General features: G+C 59.6%; 5 protein-coding genes. All 5 read right to left on the bottom strand.

Annotated elements, in window-relative coordinates; translation table 11 throughout:
• Nucleotides 1–69 precede the first annotated feature (69 nt).
• Nucleotides 70–1,389 (bottom strand): MFS transporter, encoded by a 1,320-nt coding sequence (locus tag ACQ4OB_RS00510; RefSeq protein WP_074879592.1) that lies wholly within the window; start codon nucleotides 1,387–1,389, stop codon nucleotides 70–72.
• 281 nt (nucleotides 1,390–1,670) lie between these two features.
• Nucleotides 1,671–3,002: a sigma-54-dependent transcriptional regulator gene (locus tag ACQ4OB_RS00505; RefSeq protein WP_430954948.1), complete on the bottom strand. Its 1,332-nt coding sequence runs from the start codon at nucleotides 3,000–3,002 to the stop codon at nucleotides 1,671–1,673.
• Nucleotides 2,996–4,762 (bottom strand): sensor histidine kinase, encoded by a 1,767-nt coding sequence (locus ACQ4OB_RS00500; protein ID WP_430954947.1) that lies wholly within the window; start codon nucleotides 4,760–4,762, stop codon nucleotides 2,996–2,998. The genes ACQ4OB_RS00505 and ACQ4OB_RS00500 overlap by 7 nt, the downstream gene beginning before the upstream one ends.
• Before the next feature lie 80 nt (nucleotides 4,763–4,842).
• A complete protein-coding gene (locus tag ACQ4OB_RS00495) occupies nucleotides 4,843–7,575 on the bottom strand; it encodes an RHS repeat domain-containing protein (protein WP_430954946.1) in 2,733 nt (910 codons plus the stop codon).
• The gene (locus tag ACQ4OB_RS00490; RefSeq protein ID WP_430954945.1) at nucleotides 7,572–12,140 is read right to left on the bottom strand and encodes a SpvB/TcaC N-terminal domain-containing protein; all 4,569 of its coding nucleotides are present in this window, start codon (nucleotides 12,138–12,140) and stop codon (nucleotides 7,572–7,574) included. The genes ACQ4OB_RS00495 and ACQ4OB_RS00490 overlap by 4 nt, the downstream gene beginning before the upstream one ends.
• Nucleotides 12,141–12,312: the final 172 nt, after the last annotated feature.

The raw sequence follows: 12,312 nt of genomic DNA, 5'->3' as shown, positions 1-12,312 counted from the left end.
AGGGTTGAGGCAAATAAAAAGGGGCAGACCCGTTAAGGTCTGCCCCTGTTTTTTATTGCGCGGGCGGGATCAGTCCGTCTCGATCCGCGAGTGTTTGCGGGTGTCTTTCATGGTGATGTACACCAGCAACGACACCGCGATGCACGCCGTGACATACCAGTAGTAACCGGTTTCCATGCCAATGCTCTTGAACCACAGTGCGATGTATTCAGCGGTGCCACCGAAGATCGACACGGTCAGCGCGTACGGCAGGCCGACGCCCAGCGCGCGGATTTCGGTCGGGAACAGTTCGGCTTTGACCACCGCGTTGATCGAGGTGTAGCCGCTGACGATGATCAGCGCCGCCATGATCAGGAAGAACGCGCCCCACCAGGTTTGCACGGTGTGCAGGGTGGTCAGGATCGGCACGGTGAACAGCGTCCCGAGGATACCGAAGGCAATCAGGATTGGCCGGCGACCGACTTTATCCGAGAGTCCGCCAACGAGTGGTTGCAGGCACATGAACAGGAACAGCGTGGCAGCCGAAATAGTGGTGGAGTCGGAGATGCTCATGCCGACGGTGTTCACCAGGTATTTCTGCATGTACGTGGTGTAGGTGTAGAACGCCAGGGTGCCGCCCATGGTCAGGCCGACCACGGTCATCAGTTCCTTCGGATGGCGCATCAAGGTGCGCATCGCGCTTTCCTTGGCCTTCTCTTTCTTGGTGAACGACTCGGTTTCTTCCATGCCACGACGCAGGTACAGCGCGACCACGGCACACAGCGCGCCGATGGCGAACGGGATGCGCCAGCCCCAGGCGTACAGTTCTTCAGTGGTCAGGGTCTGTTGCAGCACGATCAGCACTGCCAACGCGATGAGCTGGCCGGAGATCAGGGTCACGTACTGGAAGCTGGAGTAGAAGCCGCGACGATCCTTGGTGGCCATCTCGCTGAGGTACGTTGCCGAGGTGCCGTACTCGCCACCGACCGACAGGCCTTGCAGCAGGCGAGCGAAAATCAGCAGGATCGGTGCGCCAATGCCAATGGTTTCATACCCAGGGCTCAGGGCGATCAGCAGCGAGCCGAAACACATCAGATACACCGAAGCCATCAGTGCTTTCTTGCGACCGGCCTTGTCGGCGTAGAGGCCCATCAACCAGCCACCGATCGGGCGCATCAGGAAGCCCACGGCGAAGATCGCGGCGGTGTTCAGCAGTTGCGCGGTGGTGTCGCCTTTGGGGAAAAAAGCCTTGGCAAAGTACAGGGAGAAGGCGGCGTAGACATACCAGTCGTACCACTCGACCATGTTGCCGACAGAGCCGCTGAAGATCGATTTGATGCGACTGGCAGTGGTTCTTTCTTTGGCCGGCAGGGCAGCCGAACCAAGGGGCAGGGTGTTGGAGTTATCCATTGAAGGATCCTCGTTTAATTGTTTTTGTGGAGCGCGTTGAAACGCAGCCTGCTGGGGCTATAGCAGGAGATGTGCCAAGGGGAGGAGGGCCGGTTTAGAGGGGGTTTGCAGCTTGAGTGAGCGGAAATCCGCTTATGGAGCGTTGGGTGACAAGCGGATTTACGCCGAATCTGATCGTTCCCACGCTCTGCGTGGGAATGCCTCAACGGACGCTCCGCGTTCGGCTCTAGATGGGACGCGGAGCGTCCCAGGCTGCATTCCCACGCGGAGCGTGGGAACGATCAGTCGTGCAGGAACATCTCCCGGGTCAGGCCATGGCGCTGCATCTTTTCATTGAACGTCCGGCGCGGCAGTTGCAGTTCTTCAAGCACCGCTTTCACATCCCCCTTGTGCCGGGTCAACGCCGCGCGCAAGCAATGTGCTTCAAACGCTTCCTGCTGCGCCGCCAGTGACTGGCCGGGGTCGATCCCCGCCGGTTCCGGCTCGCCCAGGCCCAACACTTGTCGCTCAGCGACGTTCGCCAATTCGCGCACATTGCCCGGCCAGTCGTGGCTCAGCAGGTGGCTCAACTGCGGGCCGCTCAGCGGTGGAAACGTGCGTCCCAACCGTTCGGCGGCATTTTGCGCGAACGACTCGAACAACAACGGAATGTCTTCACGCCGCTCGCGCAACGGTGGCAGCCGCAACTCGGCCACGTTCAACCGATAGGCCAGGTCCTCACGAAAACGTCCGGCCCGGGCTTCGTCGAGCAAGTCGGGTTTGGTTGCGGCGATGATCCGCAAATCCACGCGGATGCTCTGGTTCGAGCCCAACCGCTCCAGCTTCTGCTCCTGCAACACCCGCAGCAATTTCACCTGCTGGGCCAGCGGCATGCTTTCGATTTCATCGAGAAACAGCGTGCCGCCATCGGCGTATTCGAGCTTGCCGATGCGTTTGCCCGAGGCACCGGTGAACGCGCCGCTCTCGTGACCGAACAGCTCGGCCTCGAACAACTGCTCGGGAATTGCTGCGCAATTCAGCGCCACAAACGGTTTGTCGGCACGCGGACCGAAGTCGTGCAGGCACCGGGCAACCAATTCCTTGCCGCTGCCGGTTTCACCGCGAATCAACACATTGACCGGCAGCGACGCCAGGTCCAGCACTTGCCGACGCAGCGTCTGCAAACCACGGGACACGCCCAGCAACGTCGCATCGAGTTTGGCGCGGTTGTCCGCCTGCTCATGCAGGGCGCGGTTTTCCAGCACCAGCCGCCGCTTGTCCAGTGCGCGGCGCAGACTGCCGAGCAGGGTTTCGGGGCTGAAGGGTTTTTCCAGGAAGTCGTAGGCGCCATCGCGCATCGCTTCGACCGCCATCGGCACATCGCCGTGACCGGTCAGCAGAATCACCGGCAAGTCGGCATCGCGGCGCTTAACCTCGGCCAGCAGTTCCAGGCCGGTCATGCCAGGCATGCGCACATCGCTGAGGATCACCCCGGGGAAATGCTTGGGCAGCTGCGCCAGGCACTCATCGGCGCGGCTGAACAACTGCACCTCGAACCCCGAGAGGCTCAGCCATTGTTCGACGGCACTGCGAATGCTGCTTTCGTCGTCGACCACCATCACGGAATTCAGCATGAGCCAGGGGCCTCCAGGTCGATGGGCAAGGTCACGGTGAACACCGCGCCGTTGGCATGATTGTCGGCGCTCAGGCGTCCGCCCGATTCGTGAACGATGGCAAAGGATACGGCCAGCCCAAGGCCCAGGCCATCACCCACCGGTTTGGTGGTGAAGAACGGATCGAACACGTTGGCCAAGTGCTCTTCGGCAATGCCACCACCATTGTCAGAAACTGTCAGGCGCCAGAGTTGCTCGTCGGCTTCGAGACGGATTTCCAGGCGTTTGCAGGGTTTGTCCTGCATGGCGTCCAGGGCGTTGCGCAGCAAATTGATCAGCACCTGTTCCAGGCGAATCGCATCGCCACGCACCCAGGCCGGGCGCGTCAGATGCAGCACGGTGCTGATGTGTTCGTCACGCAGGCGCGCATCCAGCAATTGCAAGGATTGATCCACCACCGCCGCCAAATCCAGGCGCTCACGCAGCCCGCTGGGGCTTTTGCGGGCGAAGGTTTTCAGATGGCCGGTGAGGGCCGCCATGCGCGTCAGCATGTCATCCACCGGTTTGAGCGCCTTGTAAGCGTCGTCGACCCGACCGTGATCGAGCAGCAGCCTCAGCGTGGCAAGCTGCATGCGCTGGGCAGTCAGCGGCTGGTTGATTTCATGAGCCAGCGCGGCAGACATCTGGCCGAGAGCGGCGAGTTTGGCCGACTGCACCAGACCGTCCTGGGCGGTGCGCAGGTCGCGGGTGCGTTCTTCCACCAATTGTTCCAGCTCTTCACGACTGCGCTGGCGCAGTTTGGCCAGACGCCAGCGCTGATTGAGAAACAGCAACAGAAACACCACGGCCAACCACAACCCGGCGGCGGCGAGCCCGGCGTTGCGCCTGTCTTCGAACGCGATTTGCGGGCGACGCAGCAGGTGCAAGGTCCAGCCTTCGGTGCTCAGCGGCAGCGATTCCCACAGGTAATTCGCCGTCCCGCCAGGCCCCACGACCCGCGTCAGGTCACTGTTGTCATCGAAGCGCCGCACCGATTGATATTCGAGCGGTGTCAGCGGTTGTTTGTCGTATTGACGGGTGGCCTTGAGTTCGGCGTGATCGCTGTCATTCAGCGGTTTCAACAGGCGATAGCGCCAGCCCGGCTGGTTGGCGATAAAAACAATCCCGCGTGCATCACTGACCAGCAGCGTGTCGCTGCCCTGACGCCACTCGCGCTCCAGTTCCGGAAATTCGAGTTTCACCACCATTGCACCGAGGAACTGGCCGTCGTCACCGGTGACCGCGCTGGACAGGAAGTAACCGGGAATCCCGCTGGTCACGCCCACCGCGTAAAAGCGCCCGGTGCCCTGGGTGCGTGTTTGGCTGAAATAGGGGCGAAAGCCATAGTTGTGACCGACGTAACTGCTGGGCAAACGCCAATTACTCGCGGCCACCGCCAGACCGGTGCGGTCCAGCAATTCCAGGGTCGAGGATTGCGCCGCGCCGTTGATCTTTTCCAGTTTGCGGTTCAGTGCGTCCTGCTGTTCAGCGGACACCGAACCCTTGAGCGCGGCGCGTAACTCCGGGTCCAGCGCGAGCACGGCCGGCAGGGCGCGGTAGCGGTCGATCAGGGTGTGCAGGGAATTGGCGTAGAGCGCCAATTGCTGATTGGCGCGGGCGGCGTCTTCGACCAGCGCCTGGCGTTCGGTGTGGCGCACGGCAAGCCCGGCGGCAAAGATGGCGCCCGCGATGATCAGCAAGATGTAGAGCATCAGTCTCAAGGCGCGAGAGGTTACAAGCATGCTTTTGGCAAATATAGGTATTCGGGCGGGCACGATAGCATGTGGCCCTGAACTTGTTTCAGGGCTTGTGCTTGGTTGAGCTATACCGCTGTGAACTTCCTGGAGTTTGAATGAAGCACGGACCGTAGATCATTCAACACTTTGATCCTCTTGTCGGTTTTCTCTGCGATTCGTTGTTGCGTATAACCGCCAACTTCGGTCCTGTTGAACTCATCAAACCTGGCTACCAGCCGGCGTTTCCCCCGTTCCAACGCGCCGATCATGTTGGTGATGTCGTTATCCTGCGTTGTGACCTCGTCTTCAGTGAGATCTGTTCCTGCTGCATTCACTTCGAGAATGATGGGTATGGCTTTTAACCCGATTTTTAGAGACGTCCCCACGACTGGGATTAAACCCAGCCCCAATGACGTCGCTTTTTCGGCCACCTTTACTTGTCCGCTTGTTGTCTTGAGTTTGGCCCATGAGTCGCGGATGTCATAATTCGAGAAGTCCGAGTTGATATCGGCCATCACCTCACTATGGTTCAGCCGGCCCGGCTCCAGGCTTACCGAGGTGTTTAAGGCGGTTTTTTTTCCGATGGATTCCATAGCCTTTCCGATGGCTTTAGAGCCTGCTGGCCCTGCCAGCCCTCCTACTACTCCCCCTGCAACCATACCTAAGGGCCCCCCGATGCTCCCTATCGCAGCACCAATACCTACACCGGTAAGGTGAGAGGCAACGCGTTCGGCCAGAAAGTACCCTGTTCGCTTGCCACTGGACACAGCATGTTCTTCGGGTGATCGGTGATTGAGGATTTGCTGCTCGACATCACGTGCGCCCTTGGAGACTGCATCCAGCAGTTCCAGGTGTTTGTAAATTTGCAAGTCAAATCTCCTGCTTGGGTCACCGAAGGCATTTGCAGCTTTGAATTTCGCCGCGATACCGAACGCCAACTTGAAGCCACCTTCATGATCGCAATACGTCAAAGGATTATTCCCTACCATCGCATACAAATTCAGCCCATCCACATCCCCCGCCGGGTCAGCACTCACCCAACGCTGCAACCACGGCGCGTAATAGCGCGCACCGTAGTAATACAGCCCGCTGTCATCCATTTCCTTGCCCGAATAGCGGATGGTTTTGTAGTCGACGTCCACCTCACTTCCCCGCGCGAACCAGGCCGTGGCGCCGAACGGGTAATAACCTTCCTCGCTGATCACCTGTGCATTTTGATCGAGCTCCAGCGTGGAGGAACCCAGATGGTCATCGACGCTGTAGCGCACTTGATCGGCGGCGATGTTCGCGGGTTGGCCGCTGACCCAGTGCAGGCAACGCACGCTGCCGTGCCCACCGGGCAGGGTGATCACGTGCAGTTCTTCGCCGTTGTCACGGGTGCGGATTTCCAGGCCCGGCAGGTAGATCACTTCCTGGAAGTGAGTCAGCGAAGGTGTGTGGGTTTCATGGCGTTTGAACACGCGCACGCCCTGGCTGTAGCGGTAGAACTCCTGGTCATTGGTGCCGTTGTCGCGTTTGACCAGCGTCACCGATGCCAGTTGGTCCAGGGTGTTCCACGTCAAGGTCTTGCCCGGCTGCAAGTGCTGGAGGTTGCCATGAACATCGAACAACGCGGGGAAAACCGGGACAGGATCTCCCTCTTTCCAGCGCACGCCGCGGTTGCTGGCAGGGTCGATGAACATCCCGCGGGTGTGTGAGGCTCCCGCCCGCATGTGACGCAGTTCGATCAGGTTGTTACCGGCGTCGTACTCGTAGTGTTGGGTGTAATTGAGCCGATTGTTCGGATCCCCGGGCAGGGGCCGACCCGGAACATCCGACGGCGGTGCATCGTCGTAACCGCTGGCGCGGGTCAGGCGGTACAGCGAGTCATAGGTGAAATCGCGGTGGCCGTCGACCAGCTGGTTGGCGAAATGGATCGGCTGGAAGGTGTGGTCTTCGAGGCGGGTGATGTTGCCGACACGATCATAGAAATATTCCAGATCCTGCAGCGCCTGCTCGGCTTTTTTTTGTGCCCGTTGTGTCGCCAGGCGCCCATCGGCCGGGTCGTAGGTCCAGGTGCTGAGCACCTCGTTGCCGGCGCGTTGTTCGATGATCTGGCCGGCGGCGTTGTACTGCGCGTCTTGCAGAACCGGCTGCCAGTTCGGGCTGTCTTTGATCCGCAGTTCAACCTGCTTGAGCTGCCCGGCGATGTCGTAGCGCGACTGTTGCTGATGCTCACCGGCATCGGTCTGGCTCAGCACCGTGCCCAGTGGGCTGAAGGTGCGACTGCTGACGTAGGGCTGGTCCTCGGCCAGGGTTCGGGTTTCGCGTAGGGGGTGTCCGAGCAGGCTATAGCTGTCGAAACTCAAGGTGCCGGAGCGGTCGAGTTGCCCGGTCAATTGGCCGCGCAGGTTAAATGCGGGATCGGCGGAGTCATCGGCATAGAAGGTTTCGACGTTCGGCTGGCCATTTTCCTCGACGGCAATCGGACGCAACTGACGGTCGTAGGTGGTGCGCCAATGATTGCCGCGTTGGTCCCAGCGCTGGAGCTCTTCCCCCGCCAGCCCCGGCAGGCTCAAACGCCAACCAGCATCGACGGATTCGACTTTCAGCGGTTCGCCGGAGAGACCGTAGACACTGCTCATGTTGGGGACGATACCGAACAGTCGCGGGTCCCATTGCTCCAGCAGTCGCCCGGCAACGTCGTAGCGCTGGCGGCCGATCATTGGTTCCACGGGGCCGGCAGCGACCTTGCGCAAGTATGCGACCTGGCGAATCGGCAAGCCCCGACTATCGATGACCGTCAGGTTCGGAGTGCGCCAATCAACCGAGGTCGTCATGGCTTGCCTGCCTTCAGTTCTCCTTCCGGCGGCGCAACGTAGGTGTCGTTGAAATCCAGGCTGGTGGTGTACCAGGGATGGATAATTTCGAACGCGACATCTCCTTTGGCGTTGATGACTTTGTACAGGCGACCCAGCACGTCGTAAAAGTTCTGATCGTGATGGCCGAACTCCCGGAAGGAATGGTCATTGATATAGCAATGTCCATCGGCGAAATAAGGGCGAAATGCCCGAACGGCTAACCCCTTGTTGTTGTATTCCACACGTTCGCTAACGCGCCAGCGCGGATCGGCGTGCGCGACCTTGGGTTTGCCGTCTTCAATCACCAGCTCACCGTTGACCACCACAAACGCCAGCCCCGGTTCGACCAACTGTTTGGTCTGCAGTGTCCGGCCGAAACCGTCCACAAAGACTTTGACGATCTGGATTTGTTGCAGCTCATCATCCCAATAGCGGTCGGCGGTGAGGACGACGCTGTGCACCGGTTCGCGGGGCACCGTGCGGATCAGGTCGAGCAGCGCTTGTTCAGGCGCGGTCAGGGACTTGAGCCGGGACAGGCGACGGCGGGCGCTGGCACAAATGTGCAGGCTGGGTAGCACGTAACCCTGGGCGATCCAGGCGGCCAGCCAGTCAGGTGTCTGGCTGACGGAGGGGGGGAGTTCGCCCATCCAGCTGAACAGGTCCTTGCGCAATACGCTGGCTGCTTTTTGCAGGGCGCCTTTGGGATCTTCGATGGCCGGGTCTGGACGATGGTCAATGGGACGTTCGTGTTCGTCGAGGGGGCGAAAACCAACTTTTTCGCCGCCTTCAGTGCCATAAAAACTGATGGCAAGGGGTTGTCCGGACGGCTCGTAAAGGGCTTCCTCGACATTGTCATTGGCATCGAAGCGGCGCATGAGTTGCAGCGCGTGGTAGTCATATTCGAAACGGGCTTCGCACAAGTCCGGCTGGGTGATGCTTTTCGGCAGCAGACTGTAGGCGTCGTAGCAGGCTGTGGTGATGCCGTAACTGGGCGTTTCGTTGTACGCCATCACTTTGTAAAAACTATCGAGCTCGCCGTACTTGGCAAAACCGTACCGGGACGACCATAGGTTTCTCTCCTTGTTCTCTTCCTCGTCTGTCTCTGGGTCTATCCCCAGCACCAGAGGCATGGCCGAATAACCGATTTTTTCCAGTTCGTCCCGAATATCCAGCAACGGCACCGTGTCGTAGGCTTGCAGTGCGGTCTTGTCCAGTTGGGCAATTTCCAGCGGTGCCCGCAGTGCCTCGAAATCAGCCTCGCCGTCGGCAAGCAGTGTTCGGTTGTCGGTCTTGAAGTAGCGATAGACCGACTGCGTGGTCAGTAGCCGCTGAGCCACCCATTCGGGCGAGGCGTACAGTTCGAGAAGCCCTTCATAAGAAATGTCTGCGGGGGCGAGTCCCCCGGCGGCTGGCTTCTTGGGCAGTACCAACGCATTGCCCCGTTGCAGATAGGGCAGACCCAGTCGCCAGCTTTGCCAGCCTTGCCAGTCCTCCAACTTCTGCAAATGAATGAACTTGGCGCGGGTTTCGTTCAGGTAATAGGACTGTTGCGCCGGGTCATGGGCATCAAGCCACCATTTCTGTTCATCGACATCGTCAAAGGGCGGTTCATCCTGCTCGGTCCTGCGTCGTGCATAGCTAACCGTGATGGCATGCACAGGCAGCCCGAACTCGTCGTGGCTCAAGGTGATTTCATGTCGGCACAGCGGGTCATTCACGAAGCGTTCGTACTGGTAACTGATCGTTTCCAGTTGCAAGGGCAGCATGACCGGGTGCGCGTCATGGTCTGCCTTTTTGCGCTGTTCGCGAACCTTGTAACGGCTTTCCTCCACCGCGAACGGCACCGCCGTGGCCAGGTCATCGTCGGCGGCGTAGGTCTCCACGCGCAACACCGAACCGGCGAGGGCGTTGGCGATTTCGTGGGCGGTGGCTTCGTCGGGCGGCGGGATCGGCTCATCGAAAGCGTCGTTGTGGTGGTACTGGCAGAACAGCGTGGGTTTCAAATCACAGGCTTCGGAGTCACGGTTGAAATAGCCATCGCGTGGCAGGTCGATTTGCCGTCCGGTGTGGAACCAGGTGCAGACCAGCGCCGGGGCGGTAAAACCGGTGTCATCTGCCCGTGTGGCCGTTTCGCTGTCGGTCTGGCGCAGCAGGCCAAAGCCACGAAACTCTCGGTTCCGGCCATCGTAGTAACCCTGCAAATACTGGAAAAACTGGTTCAGGCAGTTGCCGGTGATTTCATCGAGCTGGCTTTGTTGCTTGACCACGGGCACCGGGAACGGCAAGTAGGAAATCGGCAGACGTTTGAGCTTGAGTATCCGATTTTTTTCATCCAGCCATTCCTGCGCCGAACTGCGATACACCACCTGGGTGCTGCAGCCCATGTTGTTGTTGCTGGCGACCAGCATGTACGGTTTGGCGCTGACGAAATCGTAGCGCCAGTGCCGTGGTTTCATGTGCGGCACGGTCAAGATCAGGCTCGCGCACCCCAAACCCTGCAAGTCGGCGAGGGTGACCTGGCACAGGTTGTCGTAGCGGATTTCTTCGGGCCACGGCACCGTTACGGGGATTTGCTCCAGACCATTGCCGCCGTGATTGAAATAGATCTCGAAACAATCGGACTTCAGATAAATCAGTGCCGGTGCACCGGAGCCGTCCAGGTCGGCAATCCGCACCCGCGCTGCGTCGAATGTCGCGTAGTCGAAGGGCAGGGCACTCATGACAAAACCCTTGCCGAACCGACCGTGCCCAAGGTTTGGCCAGCATTTGATTTCGTCGTGGCGGATGCGGCACAGCTCGGTCATGTCGCTGCCCAGTAAATTGCCGAGCAACACCAGTTCGTTGCGAGCGTTGCTGAACAGTGGCAGGCGATCGGTGTCCGGTGTGTGCTCGACATCCTGGCCCGGCGCGAAACCTTCCTCACGCCGATTGGCGTACAGGCGCACGCTGCGCGGGCCGATCAGCGCCATCGAGCTGAGCCCGTCGCCCATCAAATCGCCAGACTGTGTAAGCGTTTGGAAAAACTCCACCGGGAATGCTGTAAAGGGAATGAACCCTGACCAGCTGCGATCGGGGTTGAGGGTGTGGAAGCCGCTCATGCCGGGGGACGCGAGTATCCAGTCCAGCCGGCCGTCGCCGGTCAGGTCGGTCAACGCCTGATAGGTCGGTTGATTGCGATCGGCTACGGGAATTCGCGACAGTTCTGTCCAGGGACCGTAGTGGATGTCATCGGGCCCTGTCAGCGCGCGCAAGGGTTCGCGGTAATACCAGCTCTGGTCGTAACGACAGAGAAAACCCGGCACACCTTCACCGAACAGATCAACGCATTGATGAAGCGCGCCGTCCTCGATACCAGGCATGTTTTCGAACGGAAAAAACGGACTCGACTGCTTGTTGAGTTCGAACTCTGAATAGTCGAAAACCACCGGCGGCATGTTTTCCACGGCGCCGCTGGCGTCGTATGACTGATAGTGCGCTTTTTTCAGTTGGTTATATGTCCGGTGAGTCGTAGGGTATTCCAGCAACAATCGCCGAACCAGCACAGGTTTCGGACCTAAGTACTCGGGGAAATGGTGAAACATCAAGACCTGATGGCACAGGCGGCGGGTCCCTAGTTCAAATCCGTAGGTGTAGCTGTGGAAGGGATCGCTGCGCAATTGCCACTCACCATGACCATTGCCGGGAGCATCGAACGGCGGGCCGTAGATCGGCTTCGCTTCCAGGTCGAGGGTGCGTTCGCCGTAGTCGAACAGCAGGTGGAAATGCCAATCCAGGCTCGCCGGGTTTTCCACTGTCCAGGCATACAAGTCTTTGCTGGCATCGGCATTGCCGTAATACACCCGGTGCAGGTAACGCTGGGCACGATAGTCGTGTTTGTCCTCCGGGGTGTTAGCCTGATCCTCGGGCTTATAGTCGAAACAGATGTGTTCGCCATGAGGGTTCATGCTTTCTAGCAGCAACCACACACCGATACGCAGCGCCGCGACAGGGTTGGTTGTGTCTATAGGTTCGGCGCGCCGCGAAGCGTCGGTCTTACCGTAGACATGCAGGCTGCCATCGGCCCCGTGCACCAGCCAGAAGGGCGGCTTTTCCTCCGGTTGCCACAGCTCGATCAGCTCGAACGAACTCTCGACCCGCGGCCAGTAGCGCACAACGTCGTGCTTGCCAATGGAGAGGCCGCGATATTCGGTTACTTCTCTGGACGTTGGCTTGCCCTCGGCATCCAGCTCGGGCATCAACTCCTCGCCGCCAGGGCCGACCATGATGTCGGTGGCGAGGTAATCGGGCACACCCTTGCTGGTCTGGCGAGTGATGGCACTGGTCCCCAAACGCCAGCCAATGCCGAACGGACCGTTACCGCCCTGGCTGTCATAGCCCAGCGCCATGGCGGGGTCGAAACCGCGCCCTGCTGAAAGGGGCAGCGGCAATTCGAATGAAGCACTGCCCGTTACGCCGACCGATCCCCAGCTTTTGCCGATCGTGGCAATGGAAGCGCTCTTGGCGATCGAGGGTTCAGTGATGCTCAGGGACGCTTGCTCTTCCATGGGGCTGATCCTGTATCGGCTTTGCGCTCTCCCATAGCAACGGAGTCGCGTGATGGAGCGACGCTAACAAAATCAGGGGAAGGTGTGACCTGTCACATCTGACAGGTGGGGTGGGGGTTTCTAGACCGAATATGTTGAAAAACGCTGTGAGTTATAGCGAATGGTAAAAATG

Origin of the sequence: Pseudomonas sp. ES4 (assembly GCF_050586665.1) — a bacterium.
GTDB lineage: Bacteria > Pseudomonadota > Gammaproteobacteria > Pseudomonadales > Pseudomonadaceae > Aquipseudomonas > Aquipseudomonas frederiksbergensis.
The sequence above is the reverse complement of the archived record's forward strand: the minus strand, read 5'-3'. Positions and strand labels throughout refer to the sequence as shown.

Excerpts from the sequence above, each read along its gene's own strand:
- ACQ4OB_RS00495 (WP_430954946.1), bottom strand. The coding sequence starts at position 7,575 with ATGACGACCTCGGTTGATTGGCGCACTCCGAACCTGACGGTCATCGAT.
- ACQ4OB_RS00505 (WP_430954948.1), bottom strand. The coding sequence starts at position 3,002 with ATGCTGAATTCCGTGATGGTGGTCGACGACGAAAGCAGCATTCGCAGT.
- ACQ4OB_RS00490 (WP_430954945.1), bottom strand. The coding sequence starts at position 12,140 with ATGGAAGAGCAAGCGTCCCTGAGCATCACTGAACCCTCGATCGCCAAG.
- ACQ4OB_RS00500 (WP_430954947.1), bottom strand. The coding sequence starts at position 4,762 with ATGCTTGTAACCTCTCGCGCCTTGAGACTGATGCTCTACATCTTGCTG.
- ACQ4OB_RS00510 (WP_074879592.1), bottom strand. The coding sequence starts at position 1,389 with ATGGATAACTCCAACACCCTGCCCCTTGGTTCGGCTGCCCTGCCGGCC.